Below are 23,028 nucleotides of genomic sequence, written 5' to 3'. Positions count from 1 at the left end.
TTTTTTTTACGATCGTGCAGGAACCTAACGCAGGTATTGGGAGTTGGTTCCATAGAAAATGACGATGGGAGACGAAAATATGACGTCGAAGGAACCCGGGGATTTCGCTGCTTCCGTTGCCGCGAACGTCCCTTTCCTGCGCCGCTACGCGCGCGCGCTGACCGGTAGCCAGGACAGCGGCGACCGTTACGCCGCCGCGACCCTCGAAGCGATCCTGCTCGATGACACCCCTGCAAGAGACAGGATTGATGCGAAACTCGGCTTGTTCCGGGCGTTCCATATGGTTTGGGGCAGCGCCGGTGCCCCGGTGGGTGAAGCGGACAGCCGTCTTTCGGCGCGCGCCCAGACGCATATGGCGTCGCTCACTCCGAACACGCGCGAGGCGCTGCTTCTCCACGTCATCGAAGGCTTCTCCGCCGAGGAGATCGCGGTCGTCATGGATACCGACGCCGATGAAGCCGGCGAATTCATCAATATTGCGCGCCGCGAGATGGAAACCTCTGTCACCGGCAAGGTGATGGTGATCGAAGACGAAGCGATCATCGCGATGGATATCGTTTCGATCGTCCAGGATATCGGCCATTCGGTTACGGGAATCGCGCGCACCCGCACCGAAGCGGTGAAACTGGCTGCGTCTCAGCGGCCCGATCTCATTCTCGCGGATATCCAATTGGCCGACAACTCCTCTGGCATCGATGCTGTGAACGATATTCTCGGTGGATTCAACGATATCCCCGTGATCTTCATCACCGCCTTCCCCGAGCGTCTGCTGACCGGCGAGCGGCCTGAACCGGCCTTCCTGATCACCAAGCCGTTTTCGGAAGATCAAGTTCGCTCCGCCGTCAGCCAGGCGATGTTCTTCTCGTCCACGGAAACGCTGGCGGCCTGAACCTTCGTCCTTTGCGACTTGGGAAATGCCGGGCATTGCTGCCCGGCATTTTTTTGTCACTTCGCCGTGGCGCGCAGCATCCAGGCGGCCTTTTCGTGGAAGGCCGAACGCGCGGTGATAAGATCGGCGGTCACCGGATCGTTGTGCTCGTCTGCGAGTTCGATCAGAGAATGCATCCGATTTGCGACCTTTTCGTGATCGCTGGCCAGATCTTCCACCATGGCCTGAGCCGACGGCAGCTTCGCCGCATCCTTGACGATCGAGGCGTCCGTCACCTCCGACAGACGTGCCGGTGCCAGCTGGCCCAGAGCACGCATCCGCTCGGCGACTTCGTCGGCGGCCTGGAACAGGTTGTTGTATTGCTCTTCGGTCAGCTTGTGGATCGGGAAGAACAACGGGCCTTCCACATTCCAGTGATAGGCATGTGTTTTGAAGACCAGACGGTAGGTGTCGGCCAGGGCGTCGGACAGGCCCTTGGCGATGGCCTTTGCGCCTTCGACACCGGTTTCAACCTTTTCGGCGGCGGGAACGACTTTCATTGCGTCTTTCATCTGATTTCCTTCCTCGTGATTGCCCTGCGGGGCAGGGCGCAATTCGGACTGGCCGGATAACTGGATCCGGCCTCTGGAAAACAACGCAGTCCCGGCTGGCCGGTTCCACTCGGCGCGCAGGCAGCCGCCGCACGACGCCTGCAAATGCGGCGGCCAAAGGCTATGATGACGAAATTGTAGGTTGGCGTGCCTGCCGCCGCTGTTGCTCTGTTCCTGCAGCGGGCCTAAGACTCGTCAAGCGAGATCGGGGTCACAATCGGATGCTAGCTGTCTTTCGACAATTGTTATTGTCGTGCGTCGTGATTGCGGGCGCGGTCTGGCTGTTGGCCAAATACGTACCTGCCGCCGCGCCGTGGCTGCAGAAGGCTGGTGTCTACAAGGTCCTTTCGATGGAACCGCCGGGAAAGACCACGTCTGGCGGCGGCCCTGCGGGTGGCGGCACCCCCCGCGCGGCGGTTGCCGTGGTTGCCGTGCGCGTGGAACTGGAACAGCTCACCGATCAAGTGGCAGCCATAGGTGACGGGCGCGCCTATCGCTCGGTCTCGGTGCGCTCGGACGTGGCCGGGCGCGTGGCCGAGGTTCTCATCACCTCGGGCGAAGCCGTCAGCGAAGGCGACGTTCTGGTCCGCCTCGACGATGCGGCCGAACGCATCGCGCTCGAAAAGGCGCGCCTCACCCTTGCCGACGCCGAAGACGAGCTGACGCGCGTCCGCACCCTGTCGCAGACGGGCGCCGCCACCGGCGTGCGCCGTCAGAGTGCGGAACTGGCCGAAAAGGCGGCCCTGCTGGGCGTCGATCAGGCGGAATTCGAATTGAGCCAGAAGGTCATTCGCGCGCCGATCGGCGGCTGGGTCGGCCTGCTCGACATCGAGGTGGGCGACCGGATCAGCAATCAGGACGTGCTGGCCGTGCTGGCCGACCGCTCGCGCATTCTGGTGGATTTCCGTGTGCCCGAACGGCTGACCAGCCAGGTCCGCCCCGGCGTCGCCTTCGAGGCCGAGCCTCTGGCGATGCGGGGCCACACCCTCACTGGCCAGATCGTCGCCGTTGACAACGTGATCGACCGGGCCTCGCGCACGCTGCGGGTGCAGGGCGAGATCGCCAACGCCGACGATACGCTGCGTTCGGGCATGGCCTTTTCGGTGCGCATGGCCTTTGACGGGCCGGTGCTGCCTTCGGTGCCCGCGCTGGCGGTGCAATGGACATCCGAAGGTGCCTTCGTCTGGGCGGTCCGCGAGGACAAGGTGCGGCGGGTGCCGGTCTCGATCCTGCGCCGCACCGCCGACCGGGCGCTAGTCGACGGCGCTCTGAGCGAAGGCGACCTGATCGTGGTCGAGGGCGTGCAGAACCTGCGGCCCGGCATAGAGGTGGTGACGCAGCAGGCCCAGTCGACCGCGACGGCCGACCCGCTCCGCCCCGAGGCAAGCCTGTAGCCATGAGCGAGGATGCCGACACCCTCAGGGCCGGAGAGGCCGAGGTTGAAAAAGGCGGCTCGACGGCCCTCTTCGTGCGGCGGCCCATTCTCGCCTTCGTCATCAACGCCCTGATCCTCGTCGCCGGCCTGGCCGCGCTGCTCGGGGTCGAGGTGCGCGAACTGCCTGACGTGGACCGGCCCGTGATCAGCGTCACGACCAGCTTCCCCGGCGCCTCGCCCGAGACAGTGGACCAGGAACTGACCGGCCGGATCGAAGGCGCCGTCGCGCGGGTGTCCGGGGTTCAGTCGATCTCGTCCAACTCGCGTTATGGGCGCAGCCGGGTTACGATGGATTTCTCGGACAACGTCGACATCGACACGACGGCCACCGACACCCGCGACGCGATCTCGCGGATCGCCAATGACCTGCCCGACGACGCCGATGCGCCAGTGATCGTCAAGGCCGACGCCAACGCCGATCCGGTGATGCGCCTGGCGCTGACCTCGACGGGGCGGCGCGCGGACGAACTGACGCGCATCCTGCGCGACAACATCGAGGATTCGCTGATCTCGATCCCCGGAGTCGCCGATCTGCAGATCTACGGCGATGCCGACGGAATCTTCCGCGTCGACATCGACATGCTGGAGCTGGCAAGCCGGGGCCTGTCACTTGCCGACATACGCCGGGCGCTGGAAACCGTGGCCTTCGACGTTCCCGCCGGCGACATGCGCAGCAACCGCCAGTCGATCAACGTGCGCACCACCGCGACGGTGAACACGCCCGAGGCCTTCGAAGCGATCCAGATCGGCGACGACGTCTGGCTGCGCGATGTCGCGAAGGTCAGCCTGGGACCAGCCCCGAACCAGACCGCGCTGCGCGCCAATGGCCAGTCGGGCATCGGCATCGGTATCGTGCGGCAGGCCACGTCCAATACGCTCGACATTTCGCGCCAGGTGCGCGAGGTGGTGGATGGCCTGAACCAGACGCTGCCCTCGGATATCAAGCTGTTCGTGACCTCGGACGACGCGCTGTTCATCAACGGCGCCATCGACGAGGTGCTCTACACGCTGGTTCTGTCCGTGATCATCGTGGTCGCCATCATCTTCCTGTTCCTGCGCGACGTGCGGGCCACGCTCATCCCGGCGCTGACGCTTCCGGTGGCGCTGATCGGCACGGTGGCCACGGTCTATATCGTCGGCTTCTCGATCAACATCCTGACCCTGCTGGCGCTGGTTCTGGCCACCGGCATGGTGGTGGATGATGCCATCGTCGTGCTGGAAAACATCGTGCGCCGCCGCTCCGAAGGCATGGGACCGCGCGCCGCGGCGGTTCTGGGCACCCAGCAGGTGCTCTTCGCCGTGATCACCACGACCGCGACCCTCGCGGCGGTCTTCGTGCCGCTCAGCTTCCTGCCCGGTCAGGCGGGCGGCCTGTTCCGCGAATTCGGCTTTACCCTCGCCATGTCGGTGCTTCTCTCCTCCGTCGTCGCGCTGACACTCGCGCCGGTTCTGGCCAGCCGCTTCCTCGGCTCCAGCCGGATCGGAGCGGAGGCGCGCGGCCCGATGGTCTGGCTCGGCAACCGCCTCGTCGCGCTCTACGCCTGGACCTTGCGCGGCGCTCTGGCCAATCCCATCGTGGTCATCGTGGCCGCCTCTCTGTTTGCGATTACCTCGATCCTGGTCGCCGGCGGCATCCGCCAGGAACTGACCCCGCGCGAGGATCGCGCGCTGGTTCTGGCCCGGGTCACCGCGCCAACCGGGGTCTCGCTGGACTATACGATCGACAAACTGCACCTGCTGGAGGATCGGGTGCGCCCGCTGCAGGACACCGGCGAGGTGCGCAACATCTATTCCATCATCGGCTTCGGCGCCGATAACGTCGGTTTCATGGTCCTTACGCTCGCCCCGTGGGAGGAACGCTCGCGCTCGCAGCAGGACATCGTGACCGACATGAACAAGCGGATCGCCGACGTGGTCGGCGTGCGCGCCTTCATCATCCAGCCCAACTCCCTGCGCATCCGCGGCGCCGGGCGCGGCCTGTCCTTCGCCATCACCGGCGAGGACTACGCCCAATTGGCCGAGGCCGGCGAAAAACTGGTGGACCGGATGCAGCAGGATCCGCGCTTTGGCCAGGTCAAGCTGGAATACGAGACCACCCTTCCGCAGCTCTTCGTCGAGGTCGACCGCGTGCGCGCCTCGGACCTCGGGGTCGATATCACCGGCCTTGGCGACGCGCTGCGCGCCGTGCTCGACGGCCGCTCGATCGGATCCGTCTTCATCGGCGACACCAGCTTTGACGTTCAGATGCTCTCCACATCTGATCCGGTGGACGATCCGGGCGACCTGCAACGCATCTTCGTGCGCTCCAGCGATGGCAAGATGGTGCCCATGTCCACCTTCGTGACGCTCGAGGAACGCCCTGTCGCGCCCGAGCTGAACCGCGAGGGCAAGAAGCGCTCGGTCGAGATCACCGCGACGCTCGGTCCCGAGATGTCGCTCGGCATGGCGATGGACGAGATCAACCGCATCGCCCCCGAGGTGCTGGCGCCCGAAAACGCGGTGCTGCCGCTGGCCGAGGCGGCGGCGCTGGAACAGACCGCCTCGGGGCTGGTCTACACCTTCGGATTTGCGATCCTTGTCGTCCTTCTGGTGCTGGCTGCCCAGTTCGAGAGCTTCGTCTCGGCCTTCGTTGTCATGGCCACGGTGCCGCTGGGCCTTGCCTGTGCGATCTTCGCGCTCTCCTTCACCGGGCTTTCGCTCAACGTCTATTCGCAGATCGGTCTGGTCATGCTGGTCGGGATCATGGCCAAGAACGGGATTTTGATTGTCGAATTCGCCAACCAGTTACGTGAAGAGGGGGCCAGCACCTGGCAGGCAATCTACGACGCCTCCACCATCCGCCTCCGCCCGGTGATGATGACGATGACCTCGACTGTGCTGGGCGGCGTGCCGCTGATCCTGTCGGCCGGCGCCGGGGCCGAGGCGCGCGAGGCGCTGGGCTGGGTGATCGTCGGCGGGCTGGGTCTCGCGACGCTGGCAACGCTCTACCTTACGCCGGTCGCCTACCTGCTGCTCGCCGGCTTCTCGCCGCCCCGGTCAAAGGAATACGACCGCCTGCGCCGCGAGCTGGGCGAGGCCGTCCAGTCCAGGCCCGCGCCCAAGGCAACCACCTGACGAATCATGCCGCCCGAGATCGCCTTTGCCCGCCTGCCGGACATCCCCCTCGACATTCTGGTAGCGCATATGTCCGATCCGCGTGTGGCCGAACACATGCCCTTGCTGAAAGAAGCGTGGGACGCTGCGGCGGCCCGAGCCTTCGTCGCGGCGAAAGAGGCCTGCTGGCACCGCGACGGGCTGGGCCACTGGGCCATCCTGGCCGACGGCCGTTATGTGGGTTGGGGCGGGTTCCAGAAAGAGGGCGATGACTGGGACTTTGGCCTGGTCCTAAAACCCGGGGATTTCGGACTCGGCCTGCCGATCACCCGGGCCGCGCTGGCCTTCGCGCGCAGCGACCCGCGCATCCCCTATGTCACCTTCCTGCTGCCTCCGTCACGTCGCAACCTCGGCGCGCTGCGCCGGCTGGGCGCGCGTTTCGTGGAGGAGGTCACCCATGACGGCGCAGCGTTCCTGAAATACCGCCTCGATACCGCCTGAAACCTACGCCAAGACACTGTCGTGCAGGATGAAGCCTTCCAGCGGGTCGAAAGGATCCTCCCAGGGCTTTCGCGTCAGCACGCGGACGGTATCCTCATAGCCCGCCGCGCTGCGCCTGCGGATGCCGGCGGCGCTGAAGTCGATATCCTTCATGTTGTCCTGCCCGCCCAGATTGGGGGCCAGCAGGCGCACCAGATGCATATGCGTCAGGCAGCCTTGCGCCTCCAGCTCCTTCACAGCGTCCTTGCCGCGCTCGTCCTCGGGCAGCTTCATCGCCAGTTCCTTGATGATATGGCGCAGGTAATGCAGCTGGCGCTGGCGCTCGATCTGGTTCATCGCACGGCTGGAATACTGGATATCCTTCTGGCGGGTCATGACCTGCCACAGCGTATCCGGCTCTGCCCCGTCCGGGCTCCACAGGTTCACCATGAAGATCACGCTGTTCTTGCGCGGGCTGTCGTCGAACACCGCTTCGACTGGCGTATTCGACAGCACGCCACCGTCCCAATACAGCTCCTCGCCGATGCGCACGGCCGGAAAGGCGGGTGGCAGCGCGCCCGAAGCCAGCACGTGCCGAAGGTCGAGATCCTCGTCCCGGCTGTCGAAATAGCGCATCTGCGCGGTCTGCACATTGGCCGCCCCGACCGTCAGCCGCGTGGGGCCGGTGTTCAGATGGTCGAAATCGACCAGTTCGCTCAGCAACTCGCGCAGCGGAGCAACCGAATAATACCCCGCCTTCTCCGGTCCGAGCGGCGCATAGGGTCCCAGAAGGGCCATCGGGTTCGGCGCAAAGAACGACTCGACCCCTGTCGCCAGCGTCATCAGGTTGGCAACCGCCATACCACCGAAGGGCGAGGCGGCCAGCAGGTCTTTGGCCGGAGTATGGCCGACGCGCGACCAGAACTCCTCCATGCGATCCAGTCGATCCTCATGCTTATTGCCCGCGATCAGGCTGGCATTGATCGCGCCGATCGAGGTGCCGATGACCCAATCGGGCTCGATGCCCGACTCGTGCAGGGCGCGGAACACGCCCATCTGATAGGCGCCCAGCGCGCCGCCGCCCTGCAGCACCAGCACCACCTGACCGGGAAGGGGGTGCGTCCTGACATGGCTCGCCACCGCGTCGGAGGTCTTGGGAGGGTTCGACAGGTTCATCTGCAACAGCCTTTGGTCGGGATCCAGCCGGGGCACGCCGGCCGGACGGTGATGTCGAGCCCCGCCCCTTGAGACAGGGCGCGGCTTCGGTCATGGACCGACATAAGGCATGACGCACCCTCCTCCCAGAGACGGTCAATCGCCTTTTCGTGATCATGGCGCCCTGCGCCGCGAATTCGGGCAGCCTCGGGCCTCTCTCCCCGATCGCCGGGCAGTTGCGCAAGAACTTCCCGGCTGGCGGACTTGAACCCCGACCCCCGCCCGGTCCATTGAAGGCACAGCCAATTGCACAAGGACAGACCCATGCTTCGCCTCGACGCGCCCGAGATGCTGGCCCGGCTGGTCGGATTTCCGACCGTGGTCGGACAGCCGAACGGCGATCTGATCGCCTTCATCGCCGAGTATCTCGAAGGTCACGGCGCGCGGGTCCACGTGTTGGTGGGGCCGGAAGGCGACCGCTCGAACCTCTTCGCGACGCTGGGTGATCCCGATATGCCGGGTCACATCCTCTCGGGTCACGTCGACGTGGTTCCCGCCGCGGAACCCGGATGGCTGGCCGATCCCTTCACCCTGCGCCGCGACGGCGACAGGCTGATCGGGCGCGGCGCCGTCGACATGAAAGGCTTTGTCGCCGCCGTGCTGTCCTCGGTGCCCGACCTTGCCCGGATGCCGCTGCAATCGCCGATCCACATCGCGATCTCCTATGACGAAGAATCCGGCTGCCGGGGCGTCGTCCACCTGCTGAAACACCTGCCCGATCTCTGCGCCCCGCCGCAGGGGTGTTTCGTGGGCGAGCCGACCGGCCTTGTCCCGGTGCTGCGCCACAAGGGCAAGGCGGCGCTGCGTCTGGTGGCGCAGGGCAGCCCCGGCCACAGCTCGCGCCCCGATCTGGGGCGCAACGCGATCCACGCGCTGGTGCCCGCGCTGGCCGCCGCGCGCCACCTGGCCGAAGACCTGGCCGAGACCGGCGTGCGGGATACAACCTTCGCGCCGCCCTATCACACCGTGCAGATCGGCAAGATGGGCGGCGGCGAGGCATTGAACATCATCCCCGAATCCGCCTGGGCCGAGATCGAGGCCCGCGTCCTGCCCGGCAGCGACCCCGAAGAGGTGCTGGCCCCGGTCATCGCGGCCGCGCAGGCGGAAACCGGCGTCACCGCCGAAATCCTCGCCGCCTATCCGGCCCTCGGGCAGGAGGCCGATCACCCGCTGGCCGACCTTGCGCAGGCGCTCTCGGGCAACGCCCCCGGCGCGCCGGTCAGCTTCGGCACCGAAGCCGGCCGCTTCCAGGCCGCCGGCGTGCCCTCGGTCGTCTGCGGCCCCGGCGACATCGCCCGCGCGCACAAGCCCGAGGAATACATTACCCTGTCCGAACTGGCCGCAGGCTGCGACATGGTGATGGCGCTCGGCCGGCATCTGTCGACCGGTTAAAGGTCGGGCTATCCGGTTGCCGTTGCCACGGCCCGGAACTACCTTTCCCCTGCCCGCACGACAGGGACGCGGGCGGAAGGACTGAAGATGGCACACGAGCACGACCACGATCACCGGCACGACCACGATCACTCCGACGGGATGCACAGCCACGCCCCCGAGGTCGGCGCCAATAACGAAAAGGTGGTTCTGGCCGGTCTGGTCCTGACCTTCGGCTTCATGCTCGCTGAGCTGGTCGGCGGCATCCTGTCCGGCTCGCTGGCGCTGATCGCCGACGCCGGGCACATGTTCACCGACGCCGCCGCGCTGGCGCTGGCCTGGGCCGGCTTCCGCTTTGGCCGTCGCAAACGCGACGACAAACGCACCTTCGGCTACATGCGCTTCGAAATCCTCGCCGGCCTGGTCAATGCGGTCACCCTGATCGCGCTGGTCGGCTGGATCGCCTGGGAGGCGGTGCACCGCCTGCTCAGCCCGGCGCACGTGCTCGCGGGGCCGATGATGATCGTCGCGGTGCTCGGCCTCGTGGTCAACCTCGGGGTCTACTGGCTGCTGACGCGCGGCGATACCGAACATCTGAACATCAAGGGCGCGATGGTCCATGTTCTGGGCGACCTGCTGGGTTCCGTCGCGGCCATCGTGGCGGCGATCACGATCTGGTTCACCGGCTGGACGCCCATCGACCCGATCCTGTCGGTCCTGCTCTCGGCGCTGGTGCTGCGCTCGGCCTGGCTGCTGCTCAAGGCCTCGCTGAATGTGCTGATGGAGGGCGCGCCGGGCAATGTCGTCCTGTCCGACATGAAGGAAGCCCTGCTCGACAAGGTGCCGGGCCTGACCGGGGTCGACCATGTGCACGTCTGGTCGATCACCTCGGGCCAGCCCGCCGCGACCATGGAAATACAACTCTCCGAAGGCGCCGATCCGGCCGGAACGGTGCGCGCGGTGAAAGAGCTGCTCGGCCAAGACTTCGGCATCGCCCATTCCACCATCGAAATCGACTGGGGGCAGGGCGATGCGGTCTGCGTGCTGGATCCGGGCGCGACCCCGCCCGATCCCCATGCGGGACATGATCACGATCATGCAGCAGGCGAGGGCCACGCCCACCGGATGGGGCTGCCCCATCCGGCTTGAAGCGGCCCTTGGGCGTCAGCCCTCGACCGGCGTGTATCCCGCCTCTACCAGCGCCGCGCGCGCGGTGGCGGCGTCGCCGTCCACCTTGACGGTATGCGCGGCCAGATCGACCTCGACCCCTGCGCCGGGCAGGGCGGCGCCCAGGGCGCCGCGCACCGCCTTTTCGCAATGGCCGCAGGTCATGTCGGGAACGTGGAAGGTGGTGGTCATGGCAGGTATCCCGCTGAAAAGAGTCGGGCCTGAGTGCCCGATGTTACGCAATCTAGGGATTCCAGCAGCTGGAAGGTCAAGTCCGCTTGTCGAATTTGTGCCAGCGCGCCCAATCCGGCGGCCGATTGCTTGACGTCCCCTGCGGGTTGGGCGACGATCCGCGCGCCGGCCGGGGGGCCGGCGTGAATGCAACTCACGACAGAACGGTTTTCCCGGCGGTAAACGGTTCCGCGACAGGAGATATACGATGAATGGTGCCGAAAGTCTGGTAAAGAGTCTGATCGCCAGCGGGGTGGATACTTGCTTTACCAATCCGGGCACATCCGAGATGCATTTCGTCGCCGCGCTCGACCATGTCCCGGGTATGCGGTCGGTCCTCGCGCTGTTCGAAGGCGTGGCGACCGGTGCGGCCGACGGCTATTGGCGCATGGCGGGCAAACCCGCCTGCACGCTGCTGCACCTCGGCCCCGGTCTCGCCAACGGCATCGCCAACCTGCACAACGCCAAGAAGGCGCATTCGGGTGTCGTCAACATCGTCGGCGAACATGCCGAGACACACCGCAAGCTCGACGCGCCGCTGATGTCGGATATCGAAGGCCTGGCGCGCCCGGTCTCGCATTGGGTCCACTCCTCGCTGACCGCGGCGGATGTCGGCGCCGACGGCGCCCGCGCCGTGGCGGCGGCGCAAGAGGCGCCGGGCCGGATCGCCACGCTGATCCTGCCGTCGGACACCGCCTGGACCGAAGGCGCCAGCGTGCACACCGCCCCCGCACCCGCCGCCCGCCCCGCCGTCGATCCCGCCATGCTGAACCGCGCCGCCGAGGCGCTGCACGGATCGGAAACGCTGCTGTTGCTGGGCGGCGCCGCCCTGACTGCCGAGAACCTTGAAAAGGCCGGACGGATCGCCGCCAAGACGGGCTGTTCGCTGCTCTCGGAATGGTCGAACGCCCGTCTCGACCGTGGCGCGGGCCGGGTCATCGTCAACCGCGTGCCTTATCCCATCGACATGGCGCTTCAGGCCCTTCGCTCGTTCAAGCAGGTCGTGCTGCTGGGCGCCCGCGCGCCCATCGGTTTCTTTGCCTATCCGGGCAAGCCGGCGGTGCTGACGCGCGAGGATGCCGAAATCATCGAACTCGCCGGGGCAGGCGACGACCTCTCCGGCGCGCTCGACGGGCTGGTCGCGGCGCTCGACGCCGGCGATGCCTCGCCCAAGGGCATGGCCGACCGCAAGCTGGTGCCGCCGCCCACCGGCAAGACCGATGCCAACACCATCGCCCAGGCGCTTGCCGCGACGATCCCGGCCAACGCCATCGTGGTCGATGAATCGATCACCACCGGGCGGGCGTTCTTCCCGGCCACCGCCGGGGCCGAGCCGCATACCTGGCTCAACAACTGCGGCGGGTCCATCGGCTATGGCCTGCCGCTGGCCATCGGCTGCGCCGTGGCCTGCCCCGACCGCAAGGTCCTGGCGCTGGTGGGCGACGGTTCGGCGATGTACACGATTCAGTCGCTCTGGACGATGGCGCGCGAGAATCTCGACATCACGATCCTGATCCTCGCCAACCAGACCTATCAGATCCTGCGGGGCGAACTGACCAACGTGGGTGTGCAGAACCCCGGCCCGCGCGCCATCGACATGCTCTCACTCGACCGCCCGGCGCTGGATTTCGTGGCGATGGCGCGTGGCATGGGCGTGCCCGCCGTCCGCGTAGACGAGGCCGGCGCGCTGACGCAGGCGATCGAGGATGCGCTGGCCGCAGGCGGGACAAATCTGATCGAGGTCGTGGTCTGACCGCTGACCTGCTAACGCCTTGTTAACCGATCCGGGCGAGGCTTCTGCCATGCCCGGATCGCGCGCCTTCTCCGAATCGATGCCCTCGCTGTTTGACGCGGACGAGGCGCCGGTCCTGCCGGTCGCGGCGGGCAGGCTGCCCTCCTATATCGCCGACCACCGGTCGCGCCTGCGCGCCCGCTTCATGACGGGCGGCGCGGCGGCGATGCCGGATTACGAATTGCTGGAACTCGTGCTGTTCCGCGCGCTGCCCCGCAAGGACACCAAGCCGCTGGCCCGCGCCCTGCTCGACCGCTTCGGCGATTTCAACCGCGTGCTCTCCGCCCCGCCCGACCAGCTGGCTGAGGTCGACGGCGTGGGCGAGGCGGTGATCACCGACCTCAAGGTGATCGAGGCCGCGGCGCATCGCATGGCGCGGTCGCGCGTGTTGCAACGCCACGTGATCTCCAGCTGGGACGCGGTGCTCGACTATTGCCACACCACCATGGCCCACCGCGAAACCGAACAGTTCCGCGTCTTCTACCTCGACCGCAAGAACATCCTTATCGCTGATGAGGAGCAGGCCCGCGGCACCGTCGATCATGTCCCGGTCTATCCGCGCGAGGTGGCCAAGCGTGCGCTGGAACTGAACGCCTCGGCGCTGATCCTGGTGCACAACCACCCTTCGGGCGATCCGACGCCCTCACAGGCCGATATTGCGATGACGCAGCAGATCAAGGCCGCCTGCGACGCCCTGGGGTTGACGCTGCACGACCATCTGATCATCGGCAAGTCGCAGGAGCTTAGCTTTCGCGGACAGGGATTGCTGTAGCTCAGTCTGCCGCCGACAGCCCGGCCAGCCCGCCCAGCACGAATTCGGCGGCCAGCTCGGCATATTGGTCGCGGCTCAGCCCCTTGCCGGGGCGGTGCCACATGTAGAACCAGTTCAGCAGGCCAAAGACCGACATGGTCGCCGCGCGCAGCCGGTCGGCGCTCAGATCGCCGCGCCGCGCGCGCACCGCCTCGCCCATCAGGCTGACCAACTCGCGCTGCAGGGCGATCAGCGGCGCCTGCATCTCGGGCGGCAGGGTCGCAAGGGCGTCGATCTGCAGCTTGTGCTCGGCGTCCGCATCGGCATAGGCGGCCAGGATCTCACGGATCAGCCCGGTGATACCCTCATCCCGCGCGGTTTCGGCGCGGTCCACCAGACCGGCCAGATGATCTTCGAGAATGTCGAAGAGCAGCGCCTCCTTGCTGGCGTAGTAGTGATAGAGCAGCGCCTTGGACACGCCGCAGGTCTTCGCCGCGCCGGTCATCGAGGCGCGGTCATAGCCCATCTGCGCGAAATACTGCGCCGCCCCCTTGCGCAGGGCGGCGCGTTTCTCGTCGTGGTCGCGTGCGACGCCGCGCGGCATCAGCTCTTGGGGCGGGTGTCGACGATCCGCACCGCCTTGCCCTGGCTGCGCTCGACCCCGCCTGGGTCGGCCACCTCGACCCTGATGCTGATCCCCACCGTCGCCTTGACGCGATGGGCCAGATCCTTCGCCGCCGCCTTGCGCGCATCGTCCGAAGTATGGCCCTCCACCGCCTCGCAGCGCACGGTCAGCTCGTCCATCCGTCCGGGCCGCGCCAGGTGGATCTGGAAATGCGCCGCCAGCCCTTCGACCGCGATCAGCTGTTCCTCGATCTGGGTCGGGAAGACATTGACGCCGCGCAGGATGATCATGTCGTCCGACCGTCCGGTGATCTTCTCCATCCGCCGCATCGACCGCGCCGTTCCCGGCAGCAGCCGCGTCAGATCGCGCGTGCGGTAGCGGATGATCGGGAAGGCCTCCTTCGACAGCGAGGTGAACACCAGCTCGCCCTGCTCGCCATCCGGCAGCACCGCGCCGGTCACCGGGTCGATCACCTCGGGATAGAAGTGATCCTCCCAGATGTGCAGCCCGTCCTTGGTTTCCACGCATTCGTTGGCAACGCCGGGGCCCATGACTTCCGAAAGCCCGTAGATATCGACCGCGTGCATGTCGAAGGCGGCCTCGATCTCCTTGCGCATCGCATTCGTCCAGGGCTCGGCCCCGAAGATGCCCACCTCCAGCGAGCTGTCCCGCGGGTCCAGCCCCTGCGCCGCGTATTCGTCGAGGATCGACAGCGCATAGGACGGGGTCACCGTGATCCCCTTGGGCTGGAAATCCTCGATCAGCCGCACCTGCCGCTGGGTCATCCCGCCCGAGACCGGCACCGTGGTCAGCCCCAGGGCATCCGCGCCCAGGTGGATGCCAAGCCCGCCGGTGAACAGCCCATAGCCATAGGCGTTGTGCAGGATGTCGCCGGGGCACAGACCCGAGGCGCGCAATGACCGCGCCACCACCTCGCCCCAGACCTTCAGGTCATTGTCGGAATAGCCGACAACCGTCGGCTGCCCCGTCGTCCCCGACGACGCATGGATCCGCCGCACCTTCTCCCGAGGGATCGCGAACATGCCAAAGGGGTAGTTCGCGCGCAGATCCTGCTTCACCGTGAAGGGGAACCTGGCCAGATCGGCCAGGCTCTTCAGATCGTCCGGATGGACCCCCGCCGCGTCGAAGCTGGCCCTGTAGTGGGGCACGTTCTCATAGGCATGAGACAGCGACCACTTCATCCGCTCCAGCTGCAGCGCCGCGATCTCGTCGCGGCTGGCAATCTCGATCGGGTTCAGGTCTTCGCGACGCGGCGTGAGGTCCTTCATGTTACACCTTTTCCAGCAGAACGGCGATGCCCTGACCGACGCCGATGCACATGGTGCAGATGGCGCGGTTGAGCCCCTCGTTGACCATCTGCTGCGAGGCGGTCAGCGCCAGCCGGGTGCCCGACATGCCCAGCGGGTGGCCCAGCGCGATCGCGCCGCCGTTCGGGTTCACATGCTCGGCGTCGTCGGCCAGGCCCAGCTGGCGCATCACTGCCAGCCCCTGCGCGGCAAAGGCCTCGTTCAGCTCGATCAGGTCGATGTCACCGATGCTCAGCCCGTGCTGCGCCATCAGACGTTCGACCGCCGGCGCCGGGCCGATGCCCATGATCCGTGGCGGCACGCCGACCGTCGCCATGCCCGTGATTCGCGCGCGCGGCGTCAGGCCGTATTTCTTCACCGCCGATTCCGAGGCGACAATCACCGCCGCCGCACCGTCGTTGACGCCGCTCGCGTTGCCCGCCGTCACCGTACCGCCCTCGCGGAAGGGCGTCGGCAGCGCCGCGAGTTTCTCCAGCGTGGTGTCGCGCGGGTGCTCGTCGGTGTCGACGATCACCGGATCGCCCTTGCGCTGGCGGATCGAGACCGGCGCGATCTCCTGCGCCATCCGGCCCGAGGCAATCGCCTTCAGCGCCTTCTGCTGCGACCGCAGGGCAAAGGCATCCTGCGCGGAGCGGTCGATGTTGTAGTCGGCGGCAACGTTCTCGGCCGTCTCGGGCATCGAGTCGGTGCCGTAATGCTTGTGCATCGCCTTGTTGACGAACCGCCAGCCGATGGTCGTGTCATAGATCTCGGCCCGGCGCGAAAAGGCGCTGTCGGCCTTGGGCATGACCAGCGGCGCGCGGCTCATGCTCTCGACGCCACAGGCAATGACCACGTCCGCCTCGCCCGTGCGCACGGCGCGCGCGGCAGACCCGACGGCATCCAGCCCCGATCCGCACAGCCGGTTGATCGTCGCGCCCGGCACCGTGTCGGGCAGCCCGGCCAACAGCGCCGACATGCGCGCGACGTTGCGGTTGTCCTCGCCTGCCTGGTTGGCGCAGCCGGCCAGCACCTCGTCCACCACCAGCCCGGCGTTGCGGTCCATCACCGCCTTGATCACCCCGGCCAGCAGGTCGTCGGGGCGCACAGAAGAAAGCGAGCCGGCGTAGCGGCCGATGGGCGTGCGCAGCCCGTCGCAGAGATAGGCATGGGTCATTCAGGTCTCCTTGAAATTCTGGCCTTTGAGGGTCCGGGACTGGCCGCGGAACAGCGCGACCGTGCGTCCGTCCTCTCCGGTCACGGTGATGTCATAGACGCCCGAGCGTCCGCTCCTCGATACTTCCGTGGCGCGGGCCGTCAACTGCTCATAGGGCTGGCCGGGCGACACAAAGGTGATGCTGTTGGTCTGCGCAACCGTCACCTGGTTGTAGCTGTTGCAGGCAAAGGCAAAGGCACTGTCGGCCAATGTGAAGATATAGCCGCCATGACAGATGCGGTGTCCGTTCAGGTGATGCTCCTGCACCGTGAACGACATGGTCGCCGTGCCGGGGCCGACTGCATCCAGCGACATCCCCAGCCATTTCGACGCGGAATCGGTCGCCCACATCGCCTCGGCGCTCTTCTCGGCGCGTTCCTGTGGTGTCATCCCCAACCCTCCCCTGGTCCCGGTCAACTTGCACAAAGCCGACCGCACGGTCAAGAGTGTTGATTTCCCCCGCGGCAGGGTCCACTCTGCCGGCGAATCCCCGAGGAGGACAAAACATGCTCAGACCCGCCAGTTACGCCGCCGCCCGCTGGATCGAACCGGGCCGCGATGCCCGCGCCATCCACGGTCCAGTCACCGCCACACAGATTGCCGAGGCCGGCGGCGCGCCGCTCGACACGCAGGCAATGCTGGACTGGGCGCGGACCACCGGCGGCCCGGCCCTGCGCGCGATGACCTTCCACGAACGGGCCAAGATGCTCAAGGCGCTGGCCACCTACATCGGCGGGCGCAAGGAAGAACTCTACGCCCTCAACGGCCTGACCGGCGCCACCCGGCGCGACGGCGCGGTCGATATCGAAGGCGGCATCGGCACCATGATGGTGATGGCCGCCAAGGGCCGCCGCGAAATGCCCGATGGCCACGTCTATATCGACGGCGAGACCGAAAGCCTGTCGAAATCCGGTGGGTTCCTCGGCCAGCACATCTCGGTCCCGCTGCAAGGCGTCGCGGTGCATATCAACGCCTTCAACTTCCCGGTCTGGGGAATGCTGGAAAAGCTGGCCCCGACGCTGCTGGCCGGGATGCCCGCCATCGTCAAGCCGGCAACCCAGACCTGCTACATGACAGAGGCCTGCTTCCGCATGATCGTGGAATCGGGTCTGGTGCCCGAGGGCGCGGTGCAGCTGGTGATCGGCGGTCTGGGCGACATGCTCGACCATCTCGGCGCGCAGGATGTGGTCAGCTTCACCGGCTCCGCCGACACCGCGCTGATGCTGCGGTCCAAGCCCGAGCTGCTGCGCAATTCGGTGCGATTCCACTCCGAACAGGACAGCCTCAACGCCACGATCCTCGGCCCCGACGCGGGATCGGACAGTCCCGAATTCGATGCCTTCCTGCGCGAGGTGACGAACGAGATCACCACAAAGGCCGGGCAGAAATGCACCGCGATCCGCCGGATCATCGTCCCGGAGGCCATGGTTGGCCCGGTGCGCGACGCGCTGATCGGGCGGCTTGAAGGGATCACCATAGGCGCGCCGGATGCCGAGGGCGTGCGCATGGGCGCGCTCGCCTCGGCCGAACAGAAGGCCGACGTGCTGGACCGCATCGCCGCCCTGTCGTCCGAGACCCGCCGCCTGACCGGCGACCCGGCCAATCCCGCGCTGACTGGTGCCGGACCTGAAGGCGCCTTCCTCGCCCCGACGCTGCTGCAATGCGACGACCCCGACGCGGCAACCCGCGTGCACGAGATCGAGGCCTTCGGCCCGGTCTCGACCCTCATGCCCTACCGCGACCTCGGCCATGCCACCCGGCTTGCCAACCGCGGCGGCGGCTCGCTGGTGGCCTCGCTCTTCACCGCCGATCCCGGCGTCGCCCGGCAGGTCGCGCTCGACAGCGCCGCCTGGCACGGCCGGCTCTACATTGTCGGCGGCTCCAACGCGAAAGAGGCCACCGGCCACGGCGCACCGATGCCCCACATGGTCCACGGCGGCCCGGGCCGCGCCGGCGGCGGCGAGGAACTGGGCGGCATCCGCGGCGTGCTGCACTACATGCAGCGCACCGCCATCCAGGGCAGCCCCGACGTGATCGCCGCGATCACCGGCCAATGGCAGCCCGGCGCGAAAGAGATCGAAGGCCCGGCGCACCCGTTCCAGCGCACCTTCCGCGAAATCGCCATCGGCGAGACCCTGCACACCAAGCCGCGCGAGGTCACGCTCGAGGATATCGAGCATTTCGCCCATTTCACCGGCGACACCTTCTATGCCCACATGGATGAAGACGCGGCCAAGGCGAATCCCTTCTTCCCGGGGCGCGTGGCCCACGGCTACCTGCTGCTCAGCTTCGCGGCGGGGCTGTTCGTGCAGCCCGACCCGGGGCCGGTGCTGGCCAATACCGGCCTCAACGGCCTCAGCTTCCAGAAACCGGTCAGCCCGGGCGACAGCATCGCTGTCCGTCTCGTCTGCAAGCGCAAGACCCAGCGCACCGACACCTATGGCGAAGTCGCCTGGGCAGTGACGCTGACCAACCAGAACGGCGAACAGGTCGCGCAATACGAGCTGCTGACCATGGTGGCGTACGACCGGTAGAACGCAAAAAGGGCGCGGTTTGACCGCGCCCTTCAATCGCCTTCTGCAATCTCAGGCGATCATCGCACTGGGCCGCTGGCTCTCGCCGGCACGCGTATAGGCCAGCGGGCCGAAATCACCGAACATGCCGATATGCGGGAACATGTTGAAGAACAGCGACCGCATCGAATGGCTGATCATCCGCGGCGCGTGCGGGCCGGGGTGATAGGTCTCGAACTCCAGTCCGCCGATGCGGATGGTGGTGTGCCGCTTCAGGCAGATGTGAAACAGCTCCACGGCGGTCGGCGGCGCGGTCTCGACCACGTTGTTGCCGTCGACGAATTCCTGCACCGGCGTCAGCATCGGCGCGCCATTGGCCTCGGCGCGCAGGTGCGCCGGCGTCCCGAGCAGCCGGGCCGAAGGGCCGGCCAGCACGAAGGAATAGGGCCGCTGCATCCCGAAACTGTCCGCCATGATACGGGTCAGGCGCATATTGCGCCCGTTCGGGCCGGGACGGCCCGGGACGATCACCGTACTGCCCTTCCAGAGCAGGGGCTGCACATGCCCGTCGGCAGTGATCACCCGCTCGCCCGGCTGGATGTCCTCGATGGCCGCCGGCCCATGTTCGGTCTCGATCAGCGACCCGCGCGAGAAGGCGCAGAAGGCATCCTCGAACAGCGGCAGGGCAGGGGCGATGTGGCGAACCTCGGCAACCGATCCGTCGGGCTGAAGCGCGCTGACCTCATACCGGCGCAGCTGCTGGCGCTGCTGGGTGCGCAGGGCAGCGGGATCGGACAGGACAGGGGAAGACGTGCTGGCAGCACCTTGCGCAACCCGCGCAAGCGAGGTGGGGATCGTCATCTGGTTCGGCCCTTTGCGTACAGGGTCGTATTTCTCGCCGGCCCCCACCGACAACGACAAATCGACACGAGTTGTGGTGATCTGAAGTGAGGTCTGTATGGCGGTTTTTCGCTTAATTTGTCAAGAATTCAAAGGCACTGTTCCAAAGATGAATGCAATCCGAGGTTGACTGGCGGCACTGTTTCTCGACCCCGGGGGTGCGCTGCCACAATCTCTGCGAATCACCAAAAAAGAAAAAACCCGCCCCGCGTGGGGGCGGGGCGGGCTCTTACTCTCGCCGATCAGGGCAGCGTCCGGCGAGAGGATCCTGGAGGAGGGAACTCAGCTGGCCTTGGCCGGTTGCGGCGTCGCCGCAGCGGTGGCCGCCATGCGGCGGGCGATGAATTCGGCGCGGCGCGTGCCGCGGGTCCACGGCAACGAAACCTCGGATTTGCGCGCGGTGTCCACGACGGACTTGATGAAGCGTTTCTGGGGTTTCATGCCGTGTTCCTGTTCGTTGCCTGCTGCACTTGAGACTGACTTTGATCCGGGTTTCGGGCGGGTTTGGGGCCGATTGAGGGAAATTCGTGGCCGCAGCGTTTTCAAAACGCAGACAATCGCGTCCGTTACGCCACATCGGCGCAAGCGCCCGGAATATGCGCGAATCCCGCTGAATCCCACACAGGGTCGCGGCCTTGCCGCTGGCGAATATGTCAGGATTGCAGCGCACCGCGCCGCAATTGCGCCGCAGTTACAGCCGGATGGCCGAAATCAGGCGTCCGTAGTCCGCTTCCTTCGCGTGGGTGCTGCGCCGGTACGAATAGAACCGGGCGGGATCGGAATAGGTGCAGTGACGCGTCCATTGCGCCTCGCCGATCCCCGCGCGGCGCAGGCGATACAGCCCGAAGCCCGGCAGATCGAAGAGCATCCGGTCGCCTTCGCCGCCCGCGAAAAAGCGGGCGTATTCCGCATCTTCGGCCAGGAAAGTCTCGAAGAACTCGGGCCCGACCTCATAGCTGCGCTGGCTGATCGTCGGGCCGATCACCGCGACGGTCGATTCGCGGTCGGCCCCCAGCGTTTCCATCGCGTCCAGCACCGCCTCCAGCACGCCGTCCAGCGCGCCGCGCCACCCGGCATGGGCCGCGCCGATCACCTGCGCCTGATGGTCGACGAACAACACCGGCTGGCAGTCTGCGGTCAGGATCGACAGCGCGAGGCCCGGCACATTGGTCACCATGCCATCCGCGCGCGGCTTTTCGGCCAGCGGGCCGGTCACGGTGATCACATCGGCCGTGTGCGCCTGATGCACCCCGATCAGCGCCTCGGGCGCGACACCCATCGCCTCGGCCACCCGCGCGCGGTTGATCACCACCGCCTCGGTCTGGTCCGAAGAGCCGGTGCCGCAGTTCAGGCCCGAGAATATGCCCGACGATGCCCCGCCCCTGCGCGTGAAGAACCCGTGCCGTAGCGGGGAAAGATCGTCAGAGGTCAGGATTTCCAGCGTCATGGGTCAAGTCCCGCCAGGGGTGGCGCGCCGGGCGGGCAGAGGCCCAGCACCTTGAACAGGTTTCCCATTTCATCGGGGTGCGTCAACCGCCGATGTGCGGCGGCGGTCCCCTCGGCGTCCGCGCGCGCCAGTGTCTCGGCGCGCGCCGTAATGCCCAGACGTTCCAGGAAGAGTCCCTGCGGGGTCATCCGGCTTGCGGCGCATCCCTCCGCCTGCGCGGCCTGCGACAACACCTCGAAATCGACATGCGCGGTCAGGTCGGCCTCGCCCGGTGTTTCCAGAACCGGCACCGGCCGGTGCGCCTTCAGCGCCTGCACTGTATCGCCCAGCGATCGCCAGTCGCCGTAATCCACGATCAGCGCCGCGCCCCCGTTGCGCGCGATCCGGCGCGCCACTTCGCCCAGGATCGGCGTGGCCGCGGGGCACAGCTCGACGATATCGCCGTCCTTCGTATCGGCCAGCCTATGCGACAGCGCCGCCTGCGGTCCGGCCCCCGCCAGGCCCAGCGTCAGCACGCCACCCTCCAAACCCACGCGCCGCTCGCGCCAGCCGTCGCCCTCGCGCTGGAACTGGCGCACGGGCAGGGCGTCGAAGAACTCGTTGGCCACCAGATACAGCGGCGCCTCGGGCAGCCCGGCGACGCTGTCGACCCATTGCACGTTATGCCCGGCCAGCACCTTCCGCTGCCGCGCGCGCAGGCTGGCCGAGGCCTCGACCAGCCAGACCTCTGCGGCCTGAACAAACCCCGGCACCCGCGCCGTGGCGCGAAGCGCGTCGGCCATCAGCGTCCCGCGGCCGGGGCCAAGCTCGGCCAGCACGAAACGGCCCGGCGCGGCCTGATCCAGCCAGGCCTGCGCCAGCGCCAGCCCGATCAGCTCGCCGAACATCTGGCTGATCTCCGGCGCGGTCACGAAATCGCCGGCCGCCCCGAAGGGATCGCGCGTGCTGTAATAGCCGAACTGCGGATGCAGCAGGCAATCCGCCATGTAATCGGCCATGCTCAGCGGCCCCGACGCCCGGATCCGCGCGATCAGATAGTCCGTCAGGGTCACGCCCGCCGCGCCCTCAGCGCAAACCAGAGGCCAAGCGCGATCATCGGCAGCGACAACGCCTGCCCCATGGTCAGACCCCATCCGCCGACATGGAAGGCCAGCCCCAGCGGATTGCCATCACTCACGAACTGCGCATCCGGCTGGCGGACGAATTCTACCAGGAACCGCGCCAGCCCGTATCCGGCCATGAACACGCCCAGCACCAGCCCCGGCGATTTGAACGCCCCGCGCCGGTAGACCAGCCACAGCAGGAGGGCGCCCAGGATCAGCCCCTCCAGCGCCGCCTCGTACAGCTGCGACGGATGGCGCGCGCACAGCGTCAGCACGCCGGGACAGTCCTGCGCCGCCTCGCCGGGAAAGATCACGCCCCAGGGCAGGTCGGTGGGCCGGCCCCACAGCTCGGCATTGATGAAATTCGCCAGCCGCCCCAGCAACAGCCCCGGCGGCACCGCATGGGCGATCAGGTCGGCCGTGGCCAGCCGCGGGATGCGGTGTCGCCAGGTATAGACCAGCGACGCAACGATCACCCCGGCGAACCCGCCGTGAAACGACATGCCACCCTGCCAGACCTTCAGGATATCGCCCGGATTCGCCAGGTATTGCCCCGGCTGATAGACCAGCACGAACCCAAGCCGCCCGCCGATGATGACCCCCAGCACGATCCAGGTCACCAGATCCTCGACCTGCTTCGTCGCCATCGGCGGCTCGCCCGGCCAGAGCGCCGGCCGCTTCAGCGCGCGCACCGCCAGCCACCAGGCGATGACTATGCCCGCGATATAGGCCAGCGCATACCAGCGCAGCGCAAATTCGCTGCCCCAGAGCGTGACCGAGATCAGGTCGGGGGAGAGGTCGGGAAAGGGAATGGCGGCGATCATGGCCGTTTCAATGCCCGTGGCGGACAGGATAAGTCAACCTTGCCGCGGCGCGGACGAATGCCCATATAGCAGGCGCAGC

21 protein-coding genes are annotated in these 23,028 nt (G+C 67.0%); 9 read left to right on the top strand and 12 right to left on the bottom strand.

Features of this window, described 5'->3' with window-relative positions:
• Nucleotides 1-79 precede the first annotated feature (79 nt).
• Nucleotides 80-889, top strand: coding sequence for a response regulator (locus ACFO5X_RS05225; protein ID WP_380716182.1), 810 nt, complete (start codon nucleotides 80-82; stop codon nucleotides 887-889).
• Between the two features lie 56 nt (nucleotides 890-945).
• On the opposite strand, the gene ACFO5X_RS05220 is transcribed toward ACFO5X_RS05225, so the two are convergent.
• Nucleotides 946-1,440: a Dps family protein gene (locus ACFO5X_RS05220; RefSeq protein WP_380716181.1), complete on the bottom strand. Its 495-nt coding sequence runs from the start codon at nucleotides 1,438-1,440 to the stop codon at nucleotides 946-948.
• Nucleotides 1,441-1,763: 323 nt separating this feature from the next.
• Between ACFO5X_RS05220 and ACFO5X_RS05215 the strand changes: the two genes are divergently transcribed.
• Genes ACFO5X_RS05215 through ACFO5X_RS05205 form a run of 3 tightly spaced genes read left to right on the top strand, consistent with a single transcriptional unit; the run spans nucleotide 1,764 to nucleotide 6,508 of the window.
• Complete coding sequence (locus tag ACFO5X_RS05215; RefSeq protein WP_380716180.1) at nucleotides 1,764-2,873, top strand: efflux RND transporter periplasmic adaptor subunit; 1,110 nt, start codon at nucleotides 1,764-1,766, stop codon at nucleotides 2,871-2,873.
• Nucleotides 2,874-2,875: 2 nt separating this feature from the next.
• The gene (locus tag ACFO5X_RS05210; RefSeq protein ID WP_380716179.1) at nucleotides 2,876-6,028 is read left to right on the top strand and encodes an efflux RND transporter permease subunit; all 3,153 of its coding nucleotides are present in this window, start codon (nucleotides 2,876-2,878) and stop codon (nucleotides 6,026-6,028) included.
• A 6-nt stretch (nucleotides 6,029-6,034) separates the two neighbouring features.
• Nucleotides 6,035-6,508 carry a GNAT family N-acetyltransferase gene (locus ACFO5X_RS05205; RefSeq protein WP_380716178.1) on the top strand — a complete coding sequence of 158 codons (474 nt, stop codon included), beginning with the start codon at nucleotides 6,035-6,037 and terminating at the stop codon, nucleotides 6,506-6,508.
• 3 nt (nucleotides 6,509-6,511) lie between these two features.
• Here the strand turns inward: ACFO5X_RS05205 and ACFO5X_RS05200 are convergent, their stop codons facing one another.
• Nucleotides 6,512-7,663, bottom strand: a complete 1,152-nt coding sequence (locus ACFO5X_RS05200; protein ID WP_380716177.1) for a patatin-like phospholipase family protein — start codon at nucleotides 7,661-7,663, stop codon at nucleotides 6,512-6,514.
• A 303-nt stretch (nucleotides 7,664-7,966) separates the two neighbouring features.
• On the opposite strand from ACFO5X_RS05200, the gene argE reads away from it, so the two are divergent.
• Nucleotides 7,967-9,094, top strand: a complete 1,128-nt coding sequence (argE, locus tag ACFO5X_RS05195; protein ID WP_380716176.1) for an acetylornithine deacetylase — start codon at nucleotides 7,967-7,969, stop codon at nucleotides 9,092-9,094.
• A gap of 87 nt (nucleotides 9,095-9,181) precedes the next feature.
• Complete coding sequence (locus ACFO5X_RS05190) at nucleotides 9,182-10,222, top strand: cation diffusion facilitator family transporter (RefSeq protein ID WP_380716175.1); 1,041 nt, start codon at nucleotides 9,182-9,184, stop codon at nucleotides 10,220-10,222.
• Between the two features lie 15 nt (nucleotides 10,223-10,237).
• On the opposite strand, the gene ACFO5X_RS05185 is transcribed toward ACFO5X_RS05190, so the two are convergent.
• Nucleotides 10,238-10,432, bottom strand: a complete 195-nt coding sequence (locus ACFO5X_RS05185; RefSeq protein ID WP_380716174.1) for a heavy-metal-associated domain-containing protein — start codon at nucleotides 10,430-10,432, stop codon at nucleotides 10,238-10,240.
• Nucleotides 10,433-10,679: 247 nt separating this feature from the next.
• Here ACFO5X_RS05185 and ACFO5X_RS05180 point away from each other — a divergent pair, with 247 nt between their 5' ends.
• Together ACFO5X_RS05180 and radC are read left to right on the top strand one after the other, a co-directional pair.
• Nucleotides 10,680-12,224: an acetolactate synthase large subunit gene (locus tag ACFO5X_RS05180; protein ID WP_380716173.1), complete on the top strand. Its 1,545-nt coding sequence runs from the start codon at nucleotides 10,680-10,682 to the stop codon at nucleotides 12,222-12,224.
• Nucleotides 12,225-12,273: 49 nt separating this feature from the next.
• Nucleotides 12,274-13,035, top strand: coding sequence for a RadC family protein (radC, locus tag ACFO5X_RS05175; protein ID WP_380716172.1), 762 nt, complete (start codon nucleotides 12,274-12,276; stop codon nucleotides 13,033-13,035).
• 1 nt (nucleotide 13,036) lies between these two features.
• On the opposite strand, the gene ACFO5X_RS05170 is transcribed toward radC, so the two are convergent.
• The 4 genes from ACFO5X_RS05170 to paaI are packed head-to-tail and all read right to left on the bottom strand — an operon-like array spanning nucleotide 13,037 to nucleotide 16,552.
• Nucleotides 13,037-13,618: a TetR/AcrR family transcriptional regulator gene (locus ACFO5X_RS05170; protein WP_380716171.1), complete on the bottom strand. Its 582-nt coding sequence runs from the start codon at nucleotides 13,616-13,618 to the stop codon at nucleotides 13,037-13,039.
• Complete coding sequence (gene paaK, locus ACFO5X_RS05165) at nucleotides 13,618-14,928, bottom strand: phenylacetate--CoA ligase PaaK (RefSeq protein WP_380716170.1); 1,311 nt, start codon at nucleotides 14,926-14,928, stop codon at nucleotides 13,618-13,620. The genes ACFO5X_RS05170 and paaK overlap by 1 nt, the downstream gene beginning before the upstream one ends.
• Before the next feature lies 1 nt (nucleotide 14,929).
• A complete protein-coding gene (pcaF, locus tag ACFO5X_RS05160) occupies nucleotides 14,930-16,123 on the bottom strand; it encodes a 3-oxoadipyl-CoA thiolase (RefSeq protein WP_380716169.1) in 1,194 nt (397 codons plus the stop codon).
• Entirely contained in the window at nucleotides 16,124-16,552 is a 429-nt protein-coding gene (paaI, locus tag ACFO5X_RS05155) for a hydroxyphenylacetyl-CoA thioesterase PaaI (protein WP_380716168.1), read from the bottom strand.
• Nucleotides 16,553-16,668: 116 nt separating this feature from the next.
• On the opposite strand from paaI, the gene paaZ reads away from it, so the two are divergent.
• Complete coding sequence (gene paaZ / locus ACFO5X_RS05150; RefSeq protein WP_380716167.1) at nucleotides 16,669-18,696, top strand: phenylacetic acid degradation bifunctional protein PaaZ; 2,028 nt, start codon at nucleotides 16,669-16,671, stop codon at nucleotides 18,694-18,696.
• A 51-nt stretch (nucleotides 18,697-18,747) separates the two neighbouring features.
• Here paaZ and ACFO5X_RS05145 read toward each other — a convergent pair whose 3' ends face one another.
• The 5 genes from ACFO5X_RS05145 to lgt form a co-directional block, all read right to left on the bottom strand.
• The gene (locus ACFO5X_RS05145) at nucleotides 18,748-19,536 is read right to left on the bottom strand and encodes a Hint domain-containing protein (protein WP_380716166.1); all 789 of its coding nucleotides are present in this window, start codon (nucleotides 19,534-19,536) and stop codon (nucleotides 18,748-18,750) included.
• A 321-nt stretch (nucleotides 19,537-19,857) separates the two neighbouring features.
• A complete protein-coding gene (locus tag ACFO5X_RS05140) occupies nucleotides 19,858-20,016 on the bottom strand; it encodes a hypothetical protein (RefSeq protein WP_380716165.1) in 159 nt (52 codons plus the stop codon).
• Nucleotides 20,017-20,266: 250 nt separating this feature from the next.
• The gene (gene pgeF, locus ACFO5X_RS05135) at nucleotides 20,267-21,022 is read right to left on the bottom strand and encodes a peptidoglycan editing factor PgeF (protein ID WP_380716164.1); all 756 of its coding nucleotides are present in this window, start codon (nucleotides 21,020-21,022) and stop codon (nucleotides 20,267-20,269) included.
• Nucleotides 21,019-22,074 carry a class I SAM-dependent methyltransferase gene (locus ACFO5X_RS05130; protein ID WP_380716163.1) on the bottom strand — a complete coding sequence of 352 codons (1,056 nt, stop codon included), beginning with the start codon at nucleotides 22,072-22,074 and terminating at the stop codon, nucleotides 21,019-21,021. Before ACFO5X_RS05130 ends, pgeF begins: the two co-directional genes overlap by 4 nt.
• The gene (gene lgt, locus ACFO5X_RS05125) at nucleotides 22,071-22,949 is read right to left on the bottom strand and encodes a prolipoprotein diacylglyceryl transferase (RefSeq protein WP_380716162.1); all 879 of its coding nucleotides are present in this window, start codon (nucleotides 22,947-22,949) and stop codon (nucleotides 22,071-22,073) included. Before lgt ends, ACFO5X_RS05130 begins: the two co-directional genes overlap by 4 nt.
• Nucleotides 22,950-23,028 lie beyond the last annotated feature (79 nt).

Source organism: Seohaeicola nanhaiensis, from assembly GCF_042654245.1.
Classification (GTDB): domain Bacteria; phylum Pseudomonadota; class Alphaproteobacteria; order Rhodobacterales; family Rhodobacteraceae; genus Seohaeicola_A; species Seohaeicola_A nanhaiensis.
This window is presented reverse-complemented; position numbering and strand designations above follow the sequence as displayed.